This window comes from Jejubacter calystegiae, assembly GCF_005671395.1.
In the GTDB taxonomy this organism is placed as follows: Bacteria; Pseudomonadota; Gammaproteobacteria; order Enterobacterales; family Enterobacteriaceae; genus Jejubacter; species Jejubacter calystegiae.
Window position 1 is genome coordinate 1,848,633 of record NZ_CP040428.1, and the last position, 25,013, is coordinate 1,873,645.

22 protein-coding genes are annotated in these 25,013 nt (G+C 56.3%); 14 read left to right on the forward strand and 8 right to left on the reverse strand.

Features of this window, described 5'->3' with window-relative positions; translation table 11 throughout:
• Positions 1 to 329: 329 nt before the first annotated feature.
• A complete protein-coding gene (locus tag FEM41_RS08555; RefSeq protein ID WP_138095577.1) occupies positions 330 to 779 on the forward strand; it encodes an STM2901 family protein in 450 nt (149 codons plus the stop codon).
• Complete coding sequence (locus FEM41_RS08560) at positions 779 to 1,096, forward strand: DUF1493 family protein (protein WP_196240479.1); 318 nt, start codon at positions 779 to 781, stop codon at positions 1,094 to 1,096. Before FEM41_RS08555 ends, FEM41_RS08560 begins: the two co-directional genes overlap by 1 nt.
• Positions 1,097 to 1,116: 20 nt before the next feature.
• On the opposite strand, the gene FEM41_RS08565 is transcribed toward FEM41_RS08560, so the two are convergent.
• Positions 1,117 to 1,599, reverse strand: coding sequence for an Hcp family type VI secretion system effector (locus FEM41_RS08565; RefSeq protein ID WP_138095578.1), 483 nt, complete (start codon positions 1,597 to 1,599; stop codon positions 1,117 to 1,119).
• A gap of 201 nt (positions 1,600 to 1,800) precedes the next feature.
• Here FEM41_RS08565 and FEM41_RS08570 point away from each other — a divergent pair, with 201 nt between their 5' ends.
• Positions 1,801 to 2,100, forward strand: a complete 300-nt coding sequence (locus FEM41_RS08570; protein WP_138095579.1) for a contact-dependent growth inhibition system immunity protein — start codon at positions 1,801 to 1,803, stop codon at positions 2,098 to 2,100.
• A gap of 147 nt (positions 2,101 to 2,247) precedes the next feature.
• Here the strand turns inward: FEM41_RS08570 and FEM41_RS08575 are convergent, their stop codons facing one another.
• Complete coding sequence (locus FEM41_RS08575; RefSeq protein ID WP_241666581.1) at positions 2,248 to 2,562, reverse strand: hypothetical protein; 315 nt, start codon at positions 2,560 to 2,562, stop codon at positions 2,248 to 2,250.
• A 194-nt stretch (positions 2,563 to 2,756) separates the two neighbouring features.
• Between FEM41_RS08575 and FEM41_RS08580 the strand changes: the two genes are divergently transcribed.
• The 6 genes from FEM41_RS08580 (at position 2,757) to gss (ending at position 10,075) form a co-directional block, all read left to right on the forward strand.
• Positions 2,757 to 3,305 carry a hypothetical protein gene (locus FEM41_RS08580; protein ID WP_138095580.1) on the forward strand — a complete coding sequence of 183 codons (549 nt, stop codon included), beginning with the start codon at positions 2,757 to 2,759 and terminating at the stop codon, positions 3,303 to 3,305.
• 178 nt (positions 3,306 to 3,483) lie between these two features.
• Positions 3,484 to 3,981 (forward strand): hypothetical protein, encoded by a 498-nt coding sequence (locus tag FEM41_RS08585; RefSeq protein ID WP_138095581.1) that lies wholly within the window; start codon positions 3,484 to 3,486, stop codon positions 3,979 to 3,981.
• A 319-nt stretch (positions 3,982 to 4,300) separates the two neighbouring features.
• A complete protein-coding gene (locus FEM41_RS08590; protein ID WP_138095582.1) occupies positions 4,301 to 5,614 on the forward strand; it encodes an MFS transporter in 1,314 nt (437 codons plus the stop codon).
• Positions 5,615 to 5,623: 9 nt separating this feature from the next.
• Entirely contained in the window at positions 5,624 to 6,664 is a 1,041-nt protein-coding gene (locus tag FEM41_RS08595; RefSeq protein ID WP_138095583.1) for a 4-hydroxythreonine-4-phosphate dehydrogenase PdxA, read from the forward strand.
• 20 nt (positions 6,665 to 6,684) lie between these two features.
• Positions 6,685 to 8,037 carry an amidohydrolase gene (locus FEM41_RS08600; protein WP_138095584.1) on the forward strand — a complete coding sequence of 451 codons (1,353 nt, stop codon included), beginning with the start codon at positions 6,685 to 6,687 and terminating at the stop codon, positions 8,035 to 8,037.
• Positions 8,038 to 8,197: 160 nt separating this feature from the next.
• On the forward strand, positions 8,198 to 10,075 hold the full coding sequence (gene gss, locus FEM41_RS08605) for a bifunctional glutathionylspermidine amidase/synthase (RefSeq protein ID WP_138095585.1): 1,878 nt from the start codon (positions 8,198 to 8,200) through the stop codon (positions 10,073 to 10,075).
• Positions 10,076 to 10,371: 296 nt separating this feature from the next.
• On the opposite strand, the gene FEM41_RS08610 is transcribed toward gss, so the two are convergent.
• The 3 genes from FEM41_RS08610 to FEM41_RS08620 all read right to left on the reverse strand — a co-directional run bounded on the left by FEM41_RS08610 (position 10,372) and on the right by FEM41_RS08620 (position 14,301).
• A complete protein-coding gene (locus FEM41_RS08610) occupies positions 10,372 to 10,962 on the reverse strand; it encodes a hypothetical protein (protein ID WP_138095586.1) in 591 nt (196 codons plus the stop codon).
• A 128-nt stretch (positions 10,963 to 11,090) separates the two neighbouring features.
• A complete protein-coding gene (gene fumA / locus FEM41_RS08615; protein WP_138095587.1) occupies positions 11,091 to 12,740 on the reverse strand; it encodes a class I fumarate hydratase FumA in 1,650 nt (549 codons plus the stop codon).
• 52 nt (positions 12,741 to 12,792) lie between these two features.
• The gene (locus tag FEM41_RS08620; protein ID WP_138095588.1) at positions 12,793 to 14,301 is read right to left on the reverse strand and encodes an anion permease; all 1,509 of its coding nucleotides are present in this window, start codon (positions 14,299 to 14,301) and stop codon (positions 12,793 to 12,795) included.
• 612 nt (positions 14,302 to 14,913) lie between these two features.
• On the opposite strand from FEM41_RS08620, the gene FEM41_RS08625 reads away from it, so the two are divergent.
• Positions 14,914 to 17,694, forward strand: coding sequence for a flavocytochrome c (locus FEM41_RS08625; protein WP_138095589.1), 2,781 nt, complete (start codon positions 14,914 to 14,916; stop codon positions 17,692 to 17,694).
• 309 nt (positions 17,695 to 18,003) lie between these two features.
• Positions 18,004 to 18,960 carry an FAD:protein FMN transferase gene (locus FEM41_RS08630; protein WP_138095590.1) on the forward strand — a complete coding sequence of 319 codons (957 nt, stop codon included), beginning with the start codon at positions 18,004 to 18,006 and terminating at the stop codon, positions 18,958 to 18,960.
• Here FEM41_RS08630 and dcuR read toward each other — a convergent pair.
• Together dcuR and FEM41_RS08640 are read right to left on the reverse strand one after the other, a co-directional pair.
• Positions 18,941 to 19,660 (reverse strand): two-component system response regulator DcuR, encoded by a 720-nt coding sequence (dcuR, locus tag FEM41_RS08635; protein ID WP_138095591.1) that lies wholly within the window; start codon positions 19,658 to 19,660, stop codon positions 18,941 to 18,943. The genes FEM41_RS08630 and dcuR overlap by 20 nt on opposite strands.
• The gene (locus FEM41_RS08640; RefSeq protein ID WP_138095592.1) at positions 19,657 to 21,258 is read right to left on the reverse strand and encodes a sensor histidine kinase; all 1,602 of its coding nucleotides are present in this window, start codon (positions 21,256 to 21,258) and stop codon (positions 19,657 to 19,659) included. Before FEM41_RS08640 ends, dcuR begins: the two co-directional genes overlap by 4 nt.
• 204 nt (positions 21,259 to 21,462) lie before the next feature.
• Here FEM41_RS08640 and FEM41_RS08645 point away from each other — a divergent pair, with 204 nt between their 5' ends.
• From FEM41_RS08645 to dsbG, 3 genes are all read left to right on the forward strand, one after another.
• Entirely contained in the window at positions 21,463 to 22,368 is a 906-nt protein-coding gene (locus FEM41_RS08645) for an N-acetylmuramic acid 6-phosphate etherase (RefSeq protein WP_138095593.1), read from the forward strand.
• Between the two features lie 76 nt (positions 22,369 to 22,444).
• Entirely contained in the window at positions 22,445 to 22,849 is a 405-nt protein-coding gene (locus tag FEM41_RS08650) for a copper-binding protein (RefSeq protein WP_138095594.1), read from the forward strand.
• A gap of 63 nt (positions 22,850 to 22,912) precedes the next feature.
• A complete protein-coding gene (gene dsbG, locus FEM41_RS08655; protein WP_138095595.1) occupies positions 22,913 to 23,671 on the forward strand; it encodes a thiol:disulfide interchange protein DsbG in 759 nt (252 codons plus the stop codon).
• An 89-nt stretch (positions 23,672 to 23,760) separates the two neighbouring features.
• Here the strand turns inward: dsbG and FEM41_RS08660 are convergent, their stop codons facing one another.
• Positions 23,761 to 25,011, reverse strand: coding sequence for an HlyD family secretion protein (locus FEM41_RS08660; protein WP_138095596.1), 1,251 nt, complete (start codon positions 25,009 to 25,011; stop codon positions 23,761 to 23,763).
• Positions 25,012 to 25,013: the final 2 nt, after the last annotated feature.

A 25,013-nucleotide genomic window follows, 5' to 3' on the forward strand; every position in this document is an offset into this window, starting at 1 on the left:
TATTCCTATTTACAAAAAACATTGATATCAGTCTATTAGGTGTAAAATTCGAGACCAGCCTTCAAATGAAGGCAGTCTATTTTGCCTGTAAGAAATGCTCTGTTATGTCCTTTGAAAAAGTTGCTGCGGTTGATAGTAGTATTGGGTGTCAGCTCATAGCGGTGTGTAGTGCCAGGTGTCAAACACGTACTGACTCAACTCGAAAGCTATGATGTAGCCACTGTCTCTCAGCAATTTTTCAAAATATGAATAGCCATTTATTTCTGGCTGGATACAGACCATGTTGGTAAAGTTAACCTTAATTACACCAGTAGGCGAGGGGGTTACGGATGGACACCACAGAAGAGCTTAATGGAACATATTTTTATCACGGCCATACTAACGTAACGAAGCAAGAGTTATTCTGGCTCATCTTTTTAGAAGGCTTCGCGAATCACATCGGTTGGGAAATAGAAACAGCAGCAATGATTTTAGCGGGGCAGCCCATCTTACCTAAACGAGTGGTCCTGGGGTCAAAGGTAAAGCGTACAAGCATAGCCTCAAAGTTAGCTCGTAGAATCCTTAAGGATACTCGCCTTCCGGGAGGAATGAAGATGGAGACCAGCGTATTAGGCCAGACACGAGCCACAAATAAGTTGGGGGCGATAGTCGGCAGGGCTGTTCCTTATATTGGGTATGCTCAGGCAGTCATTATATTTTCTCAGGTCGCCAGAGAGACAAGGAATAAATACAACCTGATAGCCCGACCTAAAGATCGGATTGAGTGGGCATATTTCTGATGCTGCTACCTGATGAACAAGAGTTTTTAGATTATGTCACCGATAAGTATGGTGATCGAAATAACCCAGCGCAAAAGGAATGGACGTTTGCAAAGCATTTCAACTTTATCCAAGAAGATCTGGAAGAAATGTTATTCGACCTGTTTACACGATACGGCATCGAGCATAGCAACTTTAATTTAGATAATTACTTTATGCCAGAGTTCTATTGGTGGCAGTTCAGATTAAAAAGAGAGTGGCGTGATCGTAAGTTTAAAACGCTAACGCTGGAAATGATAATCGAATCCGCTAAAGCTGGCCGATGGTTATATGATTAAGGGGCTTTTTCCCCTTATCTTTATGCTGTTGTTCTGTCATTCCATGAGTCAGAGTAAATTATATTTCCGTCGCAGTGCTTCCACGTTATTTTTTCATAACGCATTTCAACTGTCTCCATATGGTTTTCATTCGGGTTATCGGGTGAAGCCATCGCTGGAGAAATAGAGACGATACGAACGCCTTCGAGCAGCATATTAAAATATTCTTCTTCCTGACCCGCGTGGTTGATTTTGTACCATTTTATTTCGGCTGATTGCAGGTTTTGCCCGGTGGCTACCGCCTTATACAGATACGGGCTGGAGTAATCGAACTCTTTGACTACCAACATAGGGGAGTGCATACGGGTTCCTGTAACCTTTCCGGTAGCGTTATCAGTGGGGATCATCAGATTATGATGAAAGCCCCGAATCTCTATACTGAATTCTCTATCCTGTACATCCACGCCGCCTTTAATCAAAGCCCCGCCGTCATCCTTGAGCCACATATACGCAGGAATAGCCATTTTCAATCCTCATGTTGTTATTATTTCCAATGGTGATTGTATGGCTATTTTGCTGGTTGGTAAATATACAGAAATCTGATTGTTGCTCATTTCTGGGGAGCAGCAGCTGTAAGCATCCCTGCAAAATGAACCATTCACTTTTAGAGATCTTCCGGTATCTCTATTACATTCTTACTGCATTCCCAACCCCATAGGAGTCTTATGCAACGCTTTTATCATCTTGAACAGCTCATCCAAGGTTACTTTAACCAAGATTACGACATAATCAATGATGGCGAAGATACCATCGAGGGTGTTATTGCGCTGTTTTTGAAATCGGCGCCTGACTGGATGCGCAAGGAACTGGCCGAAGAGGTAGATAATTTTATCAGCACCTACGGTGATAGACTGGAACAGGAATTCAGGCAGCGCTATGGTTTTGATTTTGCGCCTGAACTGTGGGAAACCACCGCCTGTGATTTTCTGATGACGGTACGCAGAATGGCAACAGGTCAGTCTTAAGTAAGCTGTTATTAGTAAAACTATGAACGACAGTGAAAGGGACCTTTTAACTGACCTGGCGGGCGGCGTGATACGCCAGGTGGGATTAGCCTTCCATATCACGTTTGCGACATGCCCTCACCAGCGCTTGATGCAGCTGCCCCACGGTCAGGTCGGTGATAACCGGCCGGGGAATGCCGCGTAGCCAGTCGATAAACCGGCAGATGCTAATCCTTCAGCGGTAAACAGATACTCGTTCTCTTTTAGCCCGAACGCGTTTCCCTCTTCATCAAAGAGCGACACTCCGAACCGGAGCTCTGCTTCTTCGATCGGCTCTGAACCATCGTCACCCGTAATTCCCAGATCCTTTTCCAGCCTGGTGTGTTCATCAATAGCCGTTTTACGGTCCCCTGAACTATCACGTACACATTGAATAACCTCTTCCAGAGATGGCTCAGGCCGTAAGTCATGGCGGTCGTTCATTGGCGCTTTCTCTTTATGTCGCGGTCTGTATGATGTTGATATTCTCCGCCGATGTCATGGAAGACAAGAAAAAGCGTGAGGGAAATCGTGGGTTTTATTTTTTGGCTGTCTGCCCTGAGTGGAACAATGGTCAGTAGCTCGGGTTTGCCATTGATAAAAAAAACCGGTTAAAAAAACGTCAATAAGGATTCTACATGCATTCCCCTGTCCGAAAACCCCTGATTAGTGCTCTGGCGGTGCTGATTATCGCTATGTTGGCGATAGCCATCCCGGGTCCTGCTACGGGCTACTGGGGCTGGTGCGGGCTGCTGCTTCAGGAGGGGCTGCTTATGGTGATGGGGATCGCCGCGCTCTGGGGAGGGTATCGTGTGCCAGGGATGGGGCGCTGGCGTAAAGCGGGTATGCTGCTGGCGGCCGTCGGTCTTTTGTTTGCCGGTTTGCTGCTGTCGATCGACACCCTGCGCGATATCCCTCATCTTCGCCATCCGGAATCCATTTTGCTGCGGGTGGAGCAGCTCAATACCGAACATCATCGCCGTGGGCCGGATGAGCGGGTGCTATTGGCAACCGGCATCGCGAACGATCGGCCGTATCAGTTTACGGTGGGGCGCTTTATCTTTATTGATGATGAACTGGCTCAACTACAGCCGGGTCAGGCTATCCGTATTCACTATTTGCCTTATTCCCGGGTCGTGATGAGCTACCAGATTCCGGATTACTCGGTAAGTGATTTATCTCAGTGAAATATCTTTTTTATAGCTGTTTGCACTCTCTGTTTTATAGCGTGACATTCGCATGGCCAGCTGAAAGATAATCTGAAAATAGAAAGATTTGGAAATATTGACTTAATGCCAGTGAAATATTGTGGAATTAATAGTCCTCGCAAATGATTTTCCTCAGTTTATTTCTCAGGTAAGGCTAATGAAAATATCTCTTCTTTTATGTTTCCTGCTGGTGTTTTCCGCAAACGCTGCGACCAAAACGGATGCAAAAACGCTGTTGATTGAGATTGAGTGGATGGGTGTCCAGTCAGTAATTGCCCGTCTGAATGAAAATCAGGGCAGTGAATGGCAATACGTGATGGAACAGGTAGGCAACGGTGATAGTCGCTGGCTTGACGTGGCCTCACGGCTGGCTCCCGGTACTAGTGGTAAGTTATCGGCGTCGCTCAGTTCTGCGGTGGCACTGGCTATTCCTCGTAATGCCATGGTCGTTCTGGAGATTATGACCAGCAAGTATGCGGCACTTAGCGAAGAGCAAATTTGTTCACTACCGTTTAATACCATGACGGAGCCGCAACTTAATCAGTATGTGGTTGACGCCATTCGTGCACTCTATAAAGCGCCATCGGGAAAGGCCTGTCTGGATACCATCGTCAATACTGTCGGCCAGTCAAACAGTTTTCACAAAAGTCATTAAGCCATTAGCCCATGTATATTTAATGCATGTCAGTCCCGGACATTTCTTTTTCTGAGCGATGGGGCTGGCATGTAATGAACATTTGAACTCCTGCCAAAACTTCGCCATTCATACATTTGCACAAAAACCGATTCCGCAACTTTTTTCACCGCGGGTTTGCCGGTTAATTGTGACCCATCTCTCTTTTAAACATGGTGAAATTTGATTTTGTGATAGCTCAGATGAACATTTAATAAACATTTGATCGTTGGTTCACGCGTTTCCGCCGGAAGTGTGCAGGCGACGGATTCTCGCTCAATACAAGGTGGGGTTGCGTTTCATGAATCGGATTAATAATCAGGGCACTAAGGTACTGGCGCTGTTCTGCGCGCTTTCGTTTCTGATGTATGTGGATCGGGTGAATCTTTCGGCGTCGGCGGCGCTAATCAAGCAGGAGATCGGGCTGGATAATACCGAACTGGGGATTATCTTCTCGGCATTTGCCTATACCTATCTGGTGTTTCAAATTATCGGCGGCTGGTTTTGCGATCGCTTCGGCGCTAAACGCACCATTATTATCTGCGGCAGTATCTGGGTGGTGGCCACCATCTGTACCGGGCTGGTCGGTGGGTTTATGTCGCTGTTTCTCAGCCGCCTGCTGCTGGGCATTGGCGAAGGGGCGGCGCTGCCTTCCCAGGCCCGGGCGATTACCTTCTGGTTTAAGCGCGAAAAGCGCGGCTTTGTGCAGGGGCTGACCCATTCGTTTTCGCGGTTCGGTAACGCCGTTACGCCGTCGCTGGTGGCGCTGCTGGTGCTGGCTCATTCGTGGCGCTTCTCGTTTATCGCGCTCGGGGTGCTGACCGCCGTCTGGCTGCTGATGTGGGTGACCATCTTCCGCGACTCTCCCCACCAGTTCCCTGATATGAGTAAAGAGGAGCTGGCGCGCTATCCGCAGCCGGACCCGCAGGTGGAAGAGAAAGTGAAGGCGCCCACTCCCTGGAAGGCGCTGCTTAAGCGCATGGGGCCGACCATGGGGGTTTACTTCTGCTACGGCTGGACCGGCTGGCTGTTCTTCACCTGGCTACCGACCTTCTTTATGAACGGCCGCGGTATGGATATTAAGGCGTCGGCGCTGTTTACCTCCGGCGTCTTCCTGTCCGGCGTGGTGGGCAACACCGTGGGCGGTATGCTGAGCGATGCTATCTACCGGCGCACCGGCAATGTGGTGGCCGCCCGGCGCAATGTGATCATTTTCAGCTTCTTTAGCGCGCTGCTGCTGCTGATACCGGTGATCTTTGCATCATCGGCCACCGTCATTACCGCCTGCCTGGCCGTGGCCTTCTTCTGCCTGGAACTGACCATTGGCCCCATCTGGGCCGTTCCCATGGATATCACCCCCAAACACGTGGGGATCGCCAGCGGCCTGATGAATGCCGGATCTGCGGTCGCGGGAATCATCTCGCCGATCCTGTTTGGCGTGATTATCGATCAAACCGGCAACTGGAGTCTGCCGTTCTACGGTTCGGTGGCGCTGCTGATGCTGGGCATTGCGCTCACCTTCTTTATGCGGCCGGATATCCCTCTGCAGGAGGTGCCAGCCCGCCATACCGCGCCGGAAAGCGATAAGCCTTCCGTCACCTCTTCACTACCCTAAGGAGTGATTATGTCGTTACCCGTTATTGCCATGGTGCTGGGCGACCCGGCAGGCGTAGGGCCGGAGCTGGTCGCTAAGGTGCTGGCCCGCGACGAACTGCGCCGTCAGGCTCATTTTATCTTAATTGCCGATCGCGACGAGCTGGAAAAGGGGATGACCATTGCCGGTCAGCGTTTCCCGTACCGCGAAACTCAGGCGCCGGAAAGCGAAACGATGCAGCCAGGGGAAGCGCTGCTGGTGCATCATCGCGGTAGCCATCCGGCGCCGTTCGAGTATGGCGTCGCCACCGAACAGAGCGGCGTCTATATTCTGGAAACCCTGCAACAGGCGCTGGCGCTGACCCAGGCGGGCATCGCTCAGGCTATCTGCTTTGCGCCGCTGAATAAGCAGGCGATGCATCTGGGGGGGCTACCGTTTAACGATGAGCTGCACTGGTTCGCGCATCAGCTTAACTGGCCGCATTTTTGCTGCGAGGTGAACGTGGTCGACGATGTCTGGGCCGGGCGGGCGACTTCCCATATTCCGTTCCGGGATATCGTCAGCAATCTGTCGGTCCAGGGGGTGCTGGATACCATTGCGCTGATGCACAACACCCTGCGTCAGGCGGGCTTTGCAGAGCCGCGTATTGCGGTACAGGCCCTGAATCCCCACGGCGGCGAAAACGGTCTGTTTGGCGATGAGGAGCAGACCATTATCCGCCCTGCCATGGCGCAGGCGCGTGAAAAGGGGATTGCGGTATTCGGGCCCTATCCCGGCGATACCACCTGGAAAGCCATGGAGGCGCAGAAGTTAAATGCGGTGGTGTCGATGTATCACGACCAGTTCGCCACTGCGTTGAAAATGCTGGGTTTTGAGCGCGGCGTCACGGTTCAGGGCGGTTTGCCTGTGCCAATTACCACCGCCAACCACGGTACCGCCTACAATATTTACGGTCAGAATCTGGCGACGCCATCGGCCTTTGAACAGGCCGTGCTGCTGGCGATTCGTATGGCGCAGGGAAGCGGCTCACAACCGCAGGGGGCATCGGCCGCTATTGCGGAACAACAATAATCACTATGTTTGAGGGACAGATGAAAACAGGAACAAGGTCGCTGTTATTTTCCGCCGTTATCGCCGCCTGTGCATTTCAGGCATCGGCCCAGGTCGGGTCGGAAGACTGGGTCGCGGCGGCGGCAGAAGGCGTCGCGCCACAGGTGATCGACTGGCGTCACCATATCCATCAGCATCCGGAGCTGGGCAATCAGGAGGTGGAAACCGCGAAGCTGGTGGCCGGGCAGTTGCGCGCTTTCGGTATCGATGTGCGTACTGGGGTGGCGAAAACCGGCGTGGTGGGGGTGCTGAAGGGCGGTAAGCCCGGTCCGGTAATGGCGCTGCGCGCCGATATGGACGCGCTGCCGGTGAAGGAGCAGACCGGCCTGCCGTTCGCAAGTCACGCCACCGCCACCTGGCAGGGGAAAAAGGTGGATGTCATGCACGCCTGCGGTCACGATGCCCATACCGCCATGCTGCTTGGTGCGGCTAAGGTGCTGGCCGAAAGCCGCGATAAGATCGCCGGTACCGTGGTGTTCCTGTTCCAGCCTGCCGAAGAGGGCCAGAGCGATGTCGATCCTTACACCAGCGATAAGCCGCTCTCCTACGGCGCGAAGGGGATGATCGAAGAAGGAGCGCTGGATAATCCCAAAGTGGACGTGGTGTTCGGGCTGCATGTGATGTCCGGCTCGCCCACCGGCCAGCTTTCCTGGAAATCCGACGCCATCCTGAATAGCGCCGACAGCTACCGCATTACCGTAACCGGCAGACAGAGCCATGGCTCCATGCCCTGGGCCGGGGTGGACCCCATTACCACCGCCGCGCAGATAATCAACGGCATGCAGACTCTGGTCAGCCGCCGGGCGGATCTCACTCAGGGCATTGGCGTGGTCAGCGTCGGCAATATTCACGGCGGTACCGCGGGCAATATCATCCCCAATGAGGTGACGATGGAAGGCACCATCCGCTCCAACGCGCCGGGCATTCGCGATACCCTGTTACAGTCGCTGCCGCCCCTGGCGGAAAATATCGCCAAAGCCAATCAGGCGCAGGCGAAGGTGACCATTGCCGACGGCGTACCGGTCACCATGAATGACGATGCGCTGACCCGGGCCATGGAGCCCAGCCTGAAAAAGGCCGCCAATAATAAGGTGGTGGTACTGAAGAGCAACGCCTCCCCCAGTGAGGATTTCTCGTACTACGCCGAAAAGGTGCCGGGGCTGTTCGTCTTCCTGGGGGCCACGCCGCCGGATCAGGATATGAGCAAGGCGGCCAGTAACCACAGTCCGCAGTTTATCGTGGACGATAACACCCTGGTGACCGGCGTGCGCACTCATCTGCGTTTCGTCATGGACTACCCGCAAACCCGTAGCAGCGCCGCGCCGGGCGCGTAAACGTTAAGCGGCCGGGTAGGGCCGGCCGCCGCTCTTCCCTTTTGCTACCGTCCCGCCGTCAGAGTGCTATGATATCCCTCTCTTCTTTATGGTTTGCCTGAGCGGTAAACAAAGGACCTTCCAGCGGCCCGCCCAGGTTCATGTTTTTAAGGTCACTCAGATGAGCACAGGAACAAAAGAAAGCGATGCCCCCTTTGGCACGCTGCTGGGCTATGCCCCTGGCGGCGTGGCGATTTACTCTTCTAATTACAGCAACCTGACGCCGGAGCAGCGCCGCGATAAGACGGCGTTTCACAGCTATATCGGCAACGAATATATGGGCCACAAGTGGCAGTGCGTGGAGTTCGCGCGTCGCTTCCTGTTTCTGACCTGGGGCGCGGTGTTTACCGATGTCGGCATGGCCTGGGAGATCTTCTCGCTGCGCTTTTTGCGCGAGGTGGTTAACGACAATATTCTGCCGCTTCAGGCATTCGCCAACGGCGCCCGCCGTCCGCCAGAGGCCGGTTCGCTGCTGATCTGGGCGCCGGGTGGCGAGTTCGATGAGACTGGCCATGTAGCGGTGATCACCCAACTGGTGGGCAATAAGGTGCGCATTGCCGAGCAGAATGTGATTCATCACCCGCTGCCCCCCGGCCAGCAGTGGACCCGCGAGCTCACGCTGGAGGTGGAAGAGGGCCATTACCGCATCCGCGATACCTTCGACGACACCACCATTCTTGGCTGGATGATTCAGACCGACGATACCCGCTACAGCCTGCCTCAGCCGACGCTGGCGGCGCCGGAAATGGCGATTCACGGCGCGCGCCTGGAAAATCGCGGCCAGTTCGACGGCCCCTGGCTCAACCAGCAGGATCCGCTGCAGCGCGCTTACGTTTACGCCAACGGCCAGACCATCAATCAGGATCCGTACCACTACTACCAGATTTCCGAAAGCGCGGAGCAGGAGCTGATTAAGGCCACCAACGAAACGCACCTGATGTACCTGCACGCCACCGATAAGGTGCTGAAGGACGACAACCTGCTGGCGCTGTTCGATATTCCCAAAATCCTCTGGCCGCGTCTGCGGCTGTCGTGGCAGCGGCGGCGCCACCATATGATTACCGGTCGTCTGGATTTCTGTATGGACGAGCGCGGTCTGAAGGTTTACGAATACAACGCCGATTCCGCCTCCTGCCATACCGAAGCCGGGCTGATTCTGGAGCAGTGGGCCAAAGCGGGCGGCTGCGCCACGGGCTTTAACCCGGCTCAGGGGCTGCTGGGCCAACTGGCGGACGCCTGGCAGCACAGCCGGGCGCGCCCCTTTGTCCACATCATGCAGGACAAAGATCCGGAAGAGGATTATCACGCCCAGTTTATGCAGCGGGCGCTGGCGCAGGCCGGGTTCGAAAGCAAGATTCTGTATGGTCTGGACGAACTGGGTTGGGACGCCACCGGCCAGCTTATCGACGGCGACGGGCGGCTGGTGAACTGCGTCTGGAAGACCTGGGCCTGGGAAACGGCGCTGGAGCAGGTGCGTGAAGTCAGCGAACAGGAGTATGCCGCGGTGCCGATTCGCACCGGCCATCCGCGCAACGAGGTACGGCTGATCGACGTCCTGCTGCGCCCGGAGGTGCTGGTGTTCGAACCGCTGTGGACGGTGATTCCGGGCAACAAGGCGATTCTGCCGGTGCTCTGGTCGCTGTTCCCCCATCACCGCTACCTGCTGGATACCGACTTCGAAGTGAACAGCGAGCTGGCGAAGACCGGTTATGCGGTGAAGCCCATCTCCGGGCGCTGCGGCAGCAATATCGACCTGGTCAGCCGCCACGAGGAGCTACTGGATAAAACCAGCGGTAAGTTTAGCGACCGCAAAAATATCTATCAGCAGCTCTGGTGCCTGCCGAAGGTGGACGGCAAATATATTCAGGTCTGTACCTTCACCGTGGGCGGCAGCTATGGCGGCGCCTGCCTGCGCGGCGATACCTCGATGGTTATCAAGAAAGAGAGCGATATCGAGCCGCTGGTGGTGGTGAAGGATAGGGCGTTTCTTAGGGATTAACCGTATTATTTTCTGATGGATTATCAGCCGTTACCTGTTTGGGGTAGCGGCTTTTTTATGGTTTATCGGGGGTTAGCGTGAAGATGAAGTTAACGGTGGTTAACCAATCTGCAGCGCAGGAGAAGGTTCCGTTCACCGGCTGTGAATCAGCAGAGAAGCAGTGACTCAAAGTGAACGGAACAGCCCACCGCCTCATTATATTCTGCCGGTTTTTAGCTTCCGTTTTCGAACACTCCACGCTAATCCGCGATGAACCTTTTTTATGTGCTGACTTCTGCTGATTCAGTTGCCCGGCATCATGAGGTTTTATCCGCTACAGCCTCCATTCGCGCCGCCCGGCAGTACAGGCTGAATAACAACCCATCCATAAAACGCCGGGAGCGCATAATAACAAAGCAGCCGCCGACTAATGCACAGGCGAGCAGTGCAGTGATTATCCCGGAAGCTGAGTGGGGAAGGCCGAACCACTGTCCTGAAAGGGATTTGACCAATGAAAGTACGCTGACCAGCAGAGATAGCGTCATCAGCTTACGTACTATGTTAACGGCGCTGATAAAGCCTTTACTGATGAACCAGGTGGTTAGAACATTAGTGCCGGCAAATAGCATAGTGGCAGCTACCGCCATCACTAACGTGATGTGGGAAGGGAGTATCAACCACTGCGCGATGGTCTCGACGACGGGCAATAGTGCCAGAGAGAAGCTCACAATAAGCATCAGCATGCAGATAATCATGGGCAGGGCGAAGCTGAACAGGCCAACATTTAGCTGAATCTCCGCATTAATTTTCTCACTCACGGCCTGGCGTTGTTTGGCGCAAGCGTGTTTGATCTGGTGCTCCAGCTCCCGGCAGTGACGTAGCCGCGCTTTTAGTGACGAGTCGGGCATGATGTTTTTGAGGATGATGGGAAAGGCTTAAGTGTACCAACAAAAAAGCCAGGCTTTCGCCTGGCAAAACTTAGCAATGGTGCAAATCAAACTGCCAGTGCAAGGGTGAGTCTGAATAGCCGCCGTGGTTAGCGCTGCGCGCAGCCTGCGCACTGGCCGTTACGGATCTGCTGGAAGAAATCATTCCCTTTGTCATCCACCAGAATAAAGGCCGGAAAATCCTCCACTTCAATCTTCCAGATGGCCTCCATCCCCAGTTCCGGATACGCCACGCACTCCAGACTGCGGATGCTCTGCTGCGCCAGCACCGCCGCCGGACCGCCGATGCTGCCCAGGTAGAAGCCGCCGTGCTGGTGGCAGGCGTCGGTCACCTGCTGGCTGCGGTTGCCTTTGGCCAGCATCACCAGGCTGGCGCCGTGGGATTGCAGCAGGTCGACGTAGGCATCCATCCTGCCAGCGGTGGTGGGCCCCAGCGAGCCAGAAGCGTAGCCTTCCGGCGTTTTGGCGGGACCGGCGTAATAGATGGGGTGATCCTTCACGTACTGCGGCAGCGGTTCGCCGTTATCCAGCAGCGCTTTCAGCTTCGCATGGGCGATATCGCGAGCCACGATAATGGTGCCGTTCAGCGACAGACGGGTGGAAACCGGATACTGGCTTAGCTGGCGGCGGATGTCGTCCATCGGCTGGTTCAGGTCGATGCGCACCGCTTCTCCTTCGCCCTGCTGACGCAGGTGTGCCGGGATATACTGCCCCGGGTGTTGCTCCAGTTTTTCGATCCAGATTCCGTCGCGATTAATTTTGGCCTTAATATTACGGTCCGCCGAGCAGGAGACTCCCATACCGATGGGGCAGGAGGCGCCGTGACGCGGCAGGCGAATCACCCGGATATCGTGGGCGAAGTATTTACCGCCGAACTGGGCGCCGAGCCCCAGCTTTTGGGCTTCGAGCAGCAGTGCCTGCTCCAGCGCCCGATCGCGGAAGGCCTGGCCGTGTTCGTTACCCTCGTCAGGCAGCGCATCGTAGTATTTGGCCGAGGCCAGCTTCACGGTCTTGAGGGTGGATTCGGCCGAGGTGCCGCCAATCACAAAGGCGATGTGATAGGGCGGGCAGGCGGCAGTGCCCAGGGTTTTCATCTTCCCGACCAGGAAAGCCTTGAGTTTTTCCGGCGTCAGCAGCGCTTTGGTCTCCTGGTACAGGTACGTTTTGTTGGCCGAGCCGCCGCCCTTGGCGATGCACAGGAACTTGTACTCGTCGCCGTCCACGCTGTAGAGATCGATCTGCGCGGGAAGGTTGGTGCCGGTATTCACCTCGTTATACATATCCAGCGCCGCATTCTGGGAATAGCGCAGGTTATCTTCGGTATAGGTGTCGTACACCCCGCGGGTCAGCGCCTGCTCATCGCCGCCGCCGGTCCAGACCTGCTGGCCTTTCTTACCGACGATAATGGCGGTGCCGGTATCCTGGCAGGTGGGCAGTACCCCTTTGGCGGCGATCTCCGAATTACGCAGAAACTGCAGCGCCACGTATTTATCGTTTTCGCTGGCTTCGGGATCGTTCAGGATGGCGGCCACCTGCTGTTGATGGGCCGGACGCAGCATAAAGGCGGCGTCGTGGAAGGCCTGGCGGGCCAGCAGGGTCAGCGCCTGGGGGGCCACTTTCAGCACCGGCTTACCGTCAAATTCCGCCACGCTCACGTGGTCGCGGGTCAGCAGATAGTATTCGGTATCGTCCTTGCCTGGCGGGAAGGGGGGCTGATAGAAAAACGGTTTATTCGACATAGCTCTCTCACTGATATGGGCCGCCGTAAACGGGCGGCCTTAAAAGTACAAATCAGAACATCATGGACATCCACGGATAGCCGATGAACAGCAGTGCCGCCAGGAAGATGGCGCCGAAAATGGTGCCCATCCGCCAGTAATCTTTGGCGGGCAGATAGCCGCTGCCGTAGTAGATAGGGCTGGGGCCGGTGCCGTAAGGGGTGATAATCCCCATTACCCCCAGCGAGGTGACCATCAGCAGGCAGAACACCTGCATATTGATGCCGGGAATGGTGGCGGCGATGGTCAGCATGGCTGGCAGTAGCGCCGTGGTGTGCGCCGTGGTGCTGGCGAACAGATAGTGCAGCAGATAGAAAGCCAGCAGCAGCACTATGGTGGCGGTGCCGGGCGAGATACCGCCCATCAGGGCACCGCCCTCTTTGCCCAGCCAGCCGATAAAGCCGGTGCTGGAAAGGCCATCGGCCAGCGCCACCAGGGTGGCGAACCAGACGAAAGTATTCCAGGCCGCCTTATTGCCAGTGATATCACCCCACTGCAGGACCCCGGTCCACAGCATCAGACCGATGATCAGCAGGGCCGCCATGGCCGGTTCAATCCAACTGGTGGCGAAGATCCACATCGCCAGCGCGCAGCAGACAAACGCCAGCAGCAGGATCTCATTGCGCGACAGTTTGCCCAGCTTTTCCAGCTCGCGGGCGGCCCACAGCGGCACTTCGTTATTGACCTTAACTTCCGGCGGGTAGAACCAGTAAGCCAGCAGCGGCATGGTCAGTATCAGCAGTACCCCCAGCGGCAGAAAGGCCAGGAACCAGGTGCCCCAGGCGATATCGATACCGACAATGCTTTTCACCAGCGCCAGCGCCAGCAGGTTAGGGGCCAGCGCGGAAAGGAACATCGAGCTGGTGATACAGGCGGCGGTAATCGCCACCCACATCAGATAAGAGCCGATACGGCGGGCGCTGGGGTCGTTGGGTTTAGAGCCGTACAGCGGCGGCAGGTTGGCGATAATCGGGTAGATGGTTCCGCCGCTGCGTGCCGTGTTGGAAGGGGTAAACGGCGCCAGCAGCAGGTCGGCCAGGGTAATGGCGTAACCCAGAGTCAGGCTGCGGCGCCCCAGATATTTCACCAGGATTAACGCCAGGCGGCGGCCGAAGTTGGTTTTGTCGTAGCCCGCGGCAAACATAAAGGCGCCGAAGATCAGCCAGACGGTGGAGTTGCCGAAGCCGCTGACCGCCCACTTAAAGGAGCTGGCGGCCATTTTAAAGCCCGGCGCCGCCACCTGTTCGGGGCTGAACAGCAGCCACTGGCTGCCAAGGGCGATGATCACCACGCCGGTCAGGCCGATAACGGCCCCGGGCAGCGGTTCGAAAATAAGACCGACAATCACGCCGACGAAGATGGCGAAGTAGTGCCAGGCATGGGGAGGAAGCCCTTCCGGCACCGGGATGAAGAACAGCAGTAGCCCGACGATAAAGGGCAGTGCCATCATCACCAGGCGTTTGCCGTTGCCGCTGGTGATATTTCCCGCAGCGGCAGGCGGTATCGATGTTTTTGCGTTCATATGAAAGGTCTGTAAGTGGTTAAAAATTCGGTTATGCGACCAGATGCTATTGGGTTTTTTTAGTTATTTAACTTTCTTTAGTTTCTAAATGACAATAAATAAGAATCTGGCCCACGCTAATTCAGCGCCAAAAGCGCAGCGTTGAATTTAAATATTTGATATCTCCATCATGCATTTTTCAATGCGCGGTCTGTTGATCGCCATCAATAAAATACAACCAATAGCGCGCAAGGTAAAATAAAAATAACCCTATAGGATTATGGTTTTTTCTGGTGTATCTATCAGAATAAGCGGCTGCTAATTAGCGGCGTATGAGGGCTTGTGGTTTTATCTTATTGTTTTTATTGTGATTGTTGTTTTTGGTGATAAAGCGACCAGGTAATTAAAAAGTTTACATATTTAATAGATTGTAAACACTTTATATTAAAAATATAATGCTTTTGAGGTAGTTGTGTTATTGCCATTATTCAATAGTTTTTTAACTAATGTAATTGCTTTAGTAACTAAAAATACAATTATATTAATGGCGTTAAATGCGGCAAAAAAACATAACCAGAATAGCGTCGCTCATGAATTATCAGGTTTAAATTTTAAAAGTTTGGAGTTTTCTTTATGAACAGTCATCGGGAGATATTCAGCCCTTTTACGTTACCTAACGGAACTGAGCTGAAAAACCGCCTGGTCATGGCCCCTATGACCACCTGTACCGGTTATTACGACGGCACGGTGACCAGCGAACTGGTGGAATATTACCGGGCGCGGGCTGGCACCCTCGGAACCCTTATTGTGGAGTGCTGTTTCGTCGACTCTCTGGGGCCGGCCTTCCCGGGCGCACTGGGGATCGACAGCGACGATAAGATCCCGGGTCTGGCGCGGATCGTCGATGCCATTCACGGCCGCGGCTCCCGGGCGATTTTGCAGATCTACCACGGCGGTCGCATGGTGGATCCGATGCTGATTGGTGGCCGTACGCCGGTAGCGCCGAGCGCCCTGGCCGCACCGCGCGACGGCGCCGTGATCCCGGCCGCCCTGACCGGCGATGACGTCGTCGCGATGGTCGGTAAATTTGGCGATGGGGTACGGCGTGCCATTCAGGCGGGCTTTGACGGTGTTGAGCTGCACGGCGCCAATACCTATCTGATTCAGCAATTTTACTCCCCGAACTCTAACCAGCGCGATGATGAATGGGGCGGTAGCCGCGATAACCGCGCCCGCTTCCCGCTGGCGGTGCTGGATATCACCCATAAGATGGTGAACCAGTACGCCGACGACGCTTTTATCATCGGTTATCGCTTCTCGCCGGAAGAGCTGGAAGTCCCCGGCATTCGCTTCGACGATACGCTGTATCTGATGGAAAAGCTGGCCGAACGCGGGCTGGACTATCTGCACTTCTCCATGGGCTACACCCTGCGTGGATCTATCGTCGATACCGCAGATCCCACGCCGCTTATTGAGAAATTCGTGGCGCAGCGTTCCGCCAGCCTGGCGCAACTGCCGGTGATTGGGGTGGGGAATGTGGTCACTGAATCCGACGCTCAGATGGCGCTGGATCGCGGCTACGATATGGTGGCGGTGGGGCGTGCCTGCATCGCTTATCCAGACTGGGCCGATCGCATTGCCCGCGGCGAGGCGCCGGAACTGTTTATCGACAGCACCCAGCGGGCGGCGCTCAATATCCCTGAGCCGCTGTGGCGCTTCTCGCTGGTCGAGGCCATGATTCGCGACATGAGCATGGGCGAATCGAAGTTTAAGCCCGGCCTGTACAGCGAAACGGTTCAGGATGAGGCTAAATCGCTGGTGATCGACGTGACTCTGGAAACCGATCGCATCGCCGATATCGCTCTGGCCTCCGGTCCGGATCGGGATGTGGCCTTTACCTCCAGCTTTGAAGAGATCCGCGAACGGATTCTGGATGCCAACACTCCGCACGTCGATGCTATTTCCGGCGCCACCAGCCAGAGCGAAGCGGTGAAAAAGGCGGTATCGAAAGCGATGATTCAGTCCGGTAAGGCGCTGGCGGCAGAGCAGGGCGGCGATCCGCAGCCCCAGAGCTACGATGTGGTGGTCGTGGGCAGCGGCGGCGCGGGGCTGGCGGCGGCCATTCAGGCTCACGACGAGGGGAGTCGCGTACTTATCGTCGAAAAAATGCCGACGATTGGCGGTAACACCATTAAGGCGTCGGTGGGGATGAACGCCGCCGAGACCCGCTTCCAGCGGGTGAAAGGGATTCACGACAGCAAAGCGCTGTTCTATCAGGAGACCCTGAAAGGCGGCCAGAACAAGAACAACCCCGAACTGCTGCGCCGTTTTGTGGAAAACGCTCCCCAGGCCATTGAGTGGCTGGCGCAACGCGGCATTATGTTGAATGACATCACCATTACTGGTGGAATGAGCATTGACCGCACCCACCGTCCGCGCGACCGTTCCGCGGTAGGCGGCTACCTGATTAGCGGCCTGGTACGCAATATCAATAAACGCGGTATCGCGGTGATGCTGGATACCTCGGTGACTGAAATCCTGATGGATAACGGTCGGGTCAGCGGTCTGGCCCTGAAGAATGAGGAGGGTGAGACGCTCACCGTTGAAGCCCGCAGCGTGATTGTCGCCACCGGCGGCTTTAGCGCCAACAGCCAGATGGTGGTGAAATACCGCCCGGATCTGGCAGGCTTTGTCACCACCAACCACAAAGGGGCCACCGGTAGCGGTATTGCGCTGCTGGAACAGATTGGCGCCGGTACCGTGGATATGGGCGAGATTCAGATCCACCCCACCGTTGAGCAGTCCACCTCTTATCTGATTTCCGAAGCGATTCGCGGTGGCGGCGCCATCCTGGTCAATCAGCAGGGCAGTCGTTTCTATAATGAAATGGAGACCCGCGATAAGGTCTCGGCGCAGATTATCGCGCTGCCGGAAAAATATGCTTATGTGGTGTTCGACGAACACGTGCGCGCCAGTAACAAAGCCGCCGATGAATATATCGCCCGGGGGCTTGTGACCAGCGCCAGTACGGCCGTGGAACTGGCGGAAAAAACCGGGATGGATCCGCAGCGCCTGGTGGCGACCCTGGAACGCTACAACGGCTTTGTCGAGCGCCAGGAGGACGAGGAGTTCGGGCGTAAGACCGCGCTGCGTAGTCCCCTGAACGCCGGGCCGTTCCATGCCATTCGTATTGCGCCTGGGGTGCACCACACCATGGGCGGCGTGACTATCGATACCGATACCGCGGTGCTGGATACATCCCGGCGGGCTATTCCAGGCGCTTTTGCCGCAGGGGAAGTGGTAGGGGGCATTCACGGCGGCAACCGCATTGGCGGTAACGCGGTAGCGGATATTATTATCTTCGGTACGCTGGCCGGGCATCAGGCCGCTGCGCATGCGAAGGCCGGGGACTGATCCCTCACCCCGGCCCTCTCCCAAAGGGAGAGGGGGAAAACCGCACGCCTGGCTCCCTCCTTCAAAGGGAGAGGGGAAAACCGCACGCCTGACTCTCTCCTTCAAAGGGAGAGGGGGAAAACCGCACGCCTGACTCTCTCCTTCAAAGGGGGAGGGGGAAAACCGCACGCCTGACTCTCTCCTTCAAAGGGGGAGGGGGAAAACCGCACCATCTAACTCCCTCTCCCCTGGGGGGAGAGGGTTGGGGTGAGGGGCAAATACGGGGAGAGGCTTGGGTGAGGGGCAAAGGCAAACAACAGGGAGCTCGCTATGCCACACAACGACGGTCACTGGCACTACGCGGCGGTACTGATGGGCTCGCCGGTCCGCCTCACCCTGGCGAAACCCCGGGAAGCGCTGGCGGCCAGCGTTTTCCGGCTGATTAAACAGTACGAAGATCTGCTGACCGTGAATCGCGCCGACTCCCAGGTGATGGCGATAAACCACGCAGCCGGACATCATCCGGTGGCGGTCAGCCGCCCGGTGTTTGAGCTAATTCGCCGTGCCCGGGCCGCCAGTCTGCTGCCGGACAGCGCCTTTAATCTCGCCATTGGCCCGTTGGTAAAACGCTGGCGTATCGGCTTTCGGGGCGATAGCGTGCCCCCCGCTCACGAACTGAGCGCACTGCTGCCGCTGACCCGGCCCGACGCCGTGCTTCTTGATGAGGCCGCGGGTAGCGTGATGCTGGCCCGGCCCGGTATGGAGATCGACCTTGGGGCTATCGCCAAAGGCTATATCGCCGATCGGGTTCGCGATTTTCTGCGTCGGGAAGGGGTGGTTCGGGGGGTGATTAATCTGGGCGGCAATGTTCAGACCCTGGGGAGCGGTTGGTCCATCGGGCTGAAACGGCCGTTTGCCGGGGGCGATGCGCTGGTGGGCGCGCTGGAGGTCGGGGATCGTTCGGTGGTGACTTCCGGCACCTATGAGCGCTACTTTGAGCAGGACGGTCAGCGCTACCACCATATCCTTGACCCGCGTACCGGCTATCCCCTTGATAACGAGCTGGATAGCGTCACCATTATTTCCGCCGACTCTATCGATGGCGATATCTGGACCACCCTGATCTACGGTATGGGGGTGAGCCAGGGCTGTGCCGCCCTGCGGGAGCGACCGGATATCGAAGCTATTTTCGTCACCCGGGATCGCCGGGTGATTCTCTCCTCTTCCCGCCAGTTCCGTTTTCGGCTACTTGACGACGACTACCGCCTTACTGACAGTACTGCTTAAGCAGCCCGATATGCTGGGGCTGGACCTGGTAGCGGTAGAGCGGTCGGCCGGTGGCGCCGTAGTGGATGCTGGTATCCAGAATATTAATCTGCGCCAGCCAGATCAGATATTTACGACAGGAAACCCGGGAAATGCCCACCGCGTTAGCCAGTTCGTCGGTGGAAAATTCGCTCTGGGGGTGGGCATCAATCCACTGACACAGAGTGCGTAGGGTCTGAGCCGTCAGCCCTTTTGGCAGCCGTCGGCTGTCTGCGACCTCTGGCGCGCCGCCGTGCAGCAGGCGATCGACATCCGCCTGCTCGTAGTAGTCGTGGCTGTCCATCTGGTTTTTGCGATCCCGCCAGGCGGTGAGCGCCTCTTCAAAGCGCGGAAACTGGAAGGGTTTGATCAGGTAGTCCACCACGCCGTAGTGCAGCGAAGTCTGAACGGTGGCGCTGTCGGAAGCCGATGAAATCATGATCACATCGACAGGGCGGCCGGTGGCGCGAATATCCGGCAGCAGGTCCAGCCCGCTGTCCTGCTGCATATAAACGTCCAGCAGCACCAGATCGACCGCCAGGGCGGGATCGTTCAGCATCTCCCGCGCCTGATCGAGGTTGGAGGCGACCCCGCAGCAGTGAAATCCCTGGACTCTGGCGACATAGCAGCGGTTCAGTTCCGCCACCATGGCGTCATCATCAACGATTAAAACATTTATCACGTACTGCTCCTCTCACTGTTCCAGGGAATTTGGGCAAAAAATTGGGTAAAGACGCCGGGTTCGGATTCCACGCTCAGGGTTCCGCCCAGATTTTCTAACTGCTGGCGGGCCAGAAACAGCCCCACGCCGCGATTATGGCCTTTGGTCGAGTAGCCTTTATTGAAAATGGAATCAATGTGCCCGGACCCGATACCGGGACCGTCATCGCTGACTTCGCAGTTCAGCCAGCCGTTCTGATAATGCAGCAGCAGACCGATTTCGCCTTCCGTCTGGTCAGCCATGGCATCCAGCGCATTTTCGATCAAATTACCGAGCACGGTAACCAGCGTGGCCACCTGCTGTTCGTTGGGGTTATCCGGCACCCGGCTCTCTTCCGCCAGCGTCAGGCTGTGCCCGGCGTCGCGGGCGCGGCCAATCTTACCCAGCAGAAAACCGGCCACCACCGGCGAGCGGATCTGACGCTGAATGGCGCCGATATCGGTCTGGTAGTGGCTGGCGGTCTGAATAACGTACTGCTCCAGCTTGTCGTAGCGCTTCATATGCAGCAGACCCAGAATGACATGCAGCTTATTCATAAACTCGTGGGAGTGGGCGTGCAGCGCGTCGACGTAGTTGACCATGCCGTCCAGCCGCTGGGTCAGCCGGTCGATTTCGGTTTTATCGCGGAAGGTACAGATGGCGCCGATAATCCGGTTATTGCTGCGCACGGGCACGGTATTGCTAAGCAGCAGGCGGCCATAATCGTTGACCTCGCGATCCTGCTGGGCCTGACCACTTTTCAGCACCTCGTTCAGGCCATCCAGTAACGGGGCATGGGCGTCATTGGCGCTGGTAGACAGCAGCATCTGACGAGCGGCATGGTTGATGAGCGAGACACGACCCCGGGCATCCACGGCGATAACCCCCTCTTTCAGGGAGTGCAGCATCGCCTGGCGCTGCTCAAACAGGCGGGAGATCTCGTAAGGCTCCAGGCCGAACAGAATGCGTTTCAGCACCCGCACCAGCGCCCAGATGCCCAGCGCCCCTACCAGAATACTGAACAGCAGCGCCCACAGGATATTCCAGCGGCTGTGGTTGATCTGTTCGGCTACGCCGCTCAGGGAAAGGCCGACAATCACCACGCCGACCTGACGATGCTGTTCATCATAGACCGGGGTAAAAGCGCGTAGCGCCTGGGCCAGCACGCCGCTATTTACGGCGATATTCTCTTTACCCTGCAGCGCTGGCGTCAGATCGTCGCCGATAAAGCGTTTGCCGATAAGCTCAGGATTAGGATGGGTGTAACGAATGCCGCGCATATCGGTGACCACCGCATAGAGCAGGCCATTGCGTTGCTCCACCCGGTGCGCCAGGGGCGGGATAATGTTGCTCTGCGGGGAGTGGCTCAGACCGCGTCTGACCTCTGGCGCGTTGGCCAGAGTACGGGCGACGGCAAGGGCGGTCTCCTTCACGCCATCGTGGGTGGCGCGGCCAATCTGAATAAAGTAGAGGGTGAACACCACCAGCAGAACCGAGATCACCACGCTACAGACCATCAGCGTAACTGCCGTGCTTAGCTTCATTGGGCGCTGTTCCTGGAGTTGCTGCAAATCGCTCATCGACGCCCCGGTGGACAGTATAAAAAGCTAATTATACCGGCAGTGGGGCGTTCTGAAAGTCGAACCGGAAATGGCTGATTGCGATTCAGCCTGTGCGTCAGCCCGCAAATAGCGCAGAAAGGGCTGAGTATTCGTGACCGCATTCGCATGTCGGTATAAGGAAATTCTTTATAGTGAGGGGCAGTCACGACAAAGGAGGTGGTTATGAGCAACAGGCTGAACGATAAGATTACGGAAAGACGCAATGCCAGGACGGCGGAGATCGACAGGCTGTCCACCGGGGATATGTTAGCGGTTATCCATCAGGAAGATATGCAGATCGCCAGCGCTATCGCTCCCTGCCTCCCTGATATTGCGCGGTTAGTGGATAGCGCCGCCGCGGCCGTGAGTCGGGGCGGGCGTCTGGTACTGGTGGGGGCCGGAGCTTCAGGCCGCCAGGGCATGCTGGCGGCAGCCGAGTATGCTCCCGGGGCCGGTGGTCCGGTGGTGGCGCTGCTGGCTGGCGGGCCAGAAGCCATGCTGAATACTTCGATGGAAGCGGCCATGGATTATGAGCGCGGCGCGCGGGATCTGGAAGCTATCGGTTTTAACCCGCACGATATGCTGGTGGGGCTGACCGTGAGCGGCAGAACTCCCTGGGTCTGGGGCGCACTGCGTCACGCCTGGGCCATGAGCGCGCCGGCGGCGGTCATTAGCGCAACGCACCAGAGCGAAGCCGCCCAACTGGCGGATATCGTGGTGGTGCCCGAAGCCGGGCCGGAAGTGGTGGCGGGCTTTGGCAATCCGAAAGCGCTCATTGCCCAGAAGCTGGTGCTGAATATGGTGACCACCGGGCTGGCGGTGCGCAGCGGTCGGGTATACGGCAACCTGCGGGTGGATCTGGAGCCCGCTGGCGATCGCTGTAGCGAGCGTCAGATTGCGATAGTGATGGAAGCCGCGGACTGTTCGCGTGCGGCGGCCAAAACGGCGCTGGCCGCCTGTAACAACCACTGCAAGACGGCCATTCTGATGGTGCTGACCGGACTGGATGCCTGGCGGGCGCACGATCTGCTGAATCGCAATCACGGTTATCTGCGCCTGGCGGCGGGAGATGTACCGCTGGCGGGGTAAGCTGCTCACGAGGAAAGGGCGAGGAGAAGCGACTTGTTTACAAATTTCGCCTTGCCCGCGCTTATGGCTTATTCCTATGCTTAGCGCCATGACGACCCTCAATCCTTCATCTTTTCAGCAACGACGCCAGCTTAAAGCGCTGGCGTTTCTGGTACTGACCGGCATTGCGATGATGATTTGCCTGACCCAGCGCGCTGGCGTGCTGCGCGATCTGCAAATCACTGCGGCGGGGGTTATCCATGCCGCCCAAATTCCTGAGGATAAACAGCCGCTGCCTGCGGCGCTCTCGCCCTGCCAGCTTAGCGCTCACTCGTTGTTTTCGGCATTGCCCCTGCTCTTTGACGCCATTGTGCTGCTGCCCGGCCTGCTGGCACTGCTGCTTCCTGTATTGATGGCGCGCCGGGCGCCGTTTCCCCACGGCCACGAACCCCCCTGGCCGCGACGGCGAATACATCTGACAAACTGCGTGTTCAGGGAATAGCTGACGCTGAAGTCACACGATCAACGATTTCCCTATCTGCGTGAGTTCCGTTAAGGAGTAGCAATGAACAAATTTTTCGTCGCGGTGGGCGCGATGCTGATGGGCGTGAATGCCCTGGCCGCCACCCAGCCGCTGCCCGAACCGGTGCAGCAGTTTGAAAAGCAGGGTATCCAGATTATTAAGCCCTTTACCGCCCCCGGCGGCGTGCAAGGCTGGCTGGGAAAATACCAGGATACCGGCGTGACCATTTTTCTGACCCCGGATAATAAGCATGCCATTTCCGGCTACATCTATGATGCTAAGGGCAACAACCTGAGTGAAAAGATCATTAATGATGAGATATACATTCCGGCAGGACGCGAGATGTGGAAGAGGCTCCAGGCCGCCCCTGGTCTGGAGGAGGGCAGTCAATCTGCGGCCTGTCAGGTGGTGGTGTTCGCCGATCCTTTCTGCCCGTACTGCAACCAGTTCTGGCATCAGGCTCAGCCCTGGGTTAAGCAGCAGAAAATCAGTATTAAGACCCAACTGGTGGGGGTGATCCGTCAGGACAGCGCCCTGCATGCGGCAGCGATTCTGGGAGCGAAGGACCCGAACAAGGCCTGGCGCGATTTCGAAAATTCGAACGGTAAGGTGAAGCCACCCAGGCTGGAACAGACGCCGCGCCCCATCTTTAACCAGATCCAGAATAACCAGCGATTGATGGAGGAGTTAGGTGCCAATGGGACACCGGCCATCTACTATCTGAATAAGGATCGCGTGTTGCAACAGATTGTGGGTATGCCGGATGAACAGCAGATGAAAAATCTGGTGGCCTGCCAGTAGCCTGAGTTGGCCGCGCCTGCGGGGCGGCCAAAAAAAGCCAGGCATAGGCCTGGCAAAGGTAGCAACAAGCAACACAGTAAAATATCGGGTCACTCTATAAAGCGTTTGCGCACTCGCTCCAGTGGTGCAATCAACATATTGATCAGCGGTTTACGGTCTATCACGATATCCGCGTTAATGGTCATGCCGCCGCGTAGCATGCGCTTATGATGTTCCGGGTCAGTAAACCAGGAGGGCATCTGTACTTTGGCCAGATAGTAGTTTTGCCCCTCCTGAAGCGGAATCAGCGCCGATTTCGGGTCGATATTCACCTCATAGAAGTCCGACAGCGTTGATTCCACCGAACCATACTTATCCACTGGCCAGGAGTCGAAGCGCACTTTCACTCTATCCCCTTTGTTAACGCGCCCCACGCCCAGGGCGGGAATATAGAGGTAGCCTTCCATAGTGGCTGCTTCATTTTTGCGGATCACCACCACCACTTCGTTATTCTGTGTGATTGCCCGACCTGGAGGGAAGTTAATTGCCACCACATAGCCGCTGGCTGGGGCCAGCATAGAGATGGTTGAACTACCGCGGCTCGACAGGTTACGGGCGATTTCGCTGATACGGTTTTTAACGTACAGCTGCTCTTCGCTCAACGAGTCTATCTGCGCCTGGGTGCTGTCGGTCAGGCTGTTTTTGCGCGCCTCCAGCTCCAGGATAGTGCTCTCTTCCTGAGTCAGGTTAACCTGAGCGTTCAGCATCTCATTATGGCTCTGGTCGAGATCTGCTTTCGAGACATAACCCTTCTGCGCCATCTTTTTCCAGGCGACATAGGTTTCCTGATTATTTTTCAACAGAGCGCGCAGCTTTTCTACCTTTTGACGCGAAACCGCGATCTGTTGGTTGGTAATTTTCAGCTGCCGCACCAGGTTATCACTATAGGCCTTGATGGAGGTCTCGATAGCCTTAACCCGCATTTCACTGCGTGCTTTCTCTTCCTCCATTTGCTGGCGATCGAAGGTAACCACCGATCCCTGCTTGCCGCCGTAGTCCTGAGAGACGGTAAACAGTTTGTCGTTCTCTTTGACGTAGTCACCGGGGCGCACCATAAAGTCGACGATGGTGCCCGATTCTCTGGCACGGACCTCCACGTCTCCCTGACCGGGGATAAGCACTCCGCGCGCCAGGGTGGTTTCTGAAAAATCGAACATCACAGCGAACAGTAGCAGGCACAGAAAAAAAGAGGAAAAGAGTGCCAGCACCGTTTTCAGACGCGGCGCATTAATCTTATAGCTCTGGGAGAAGTGCCGGGGAATCAGCGGTCGATTCCGTCGACTGCGTTGTTTTAGCTGCACGT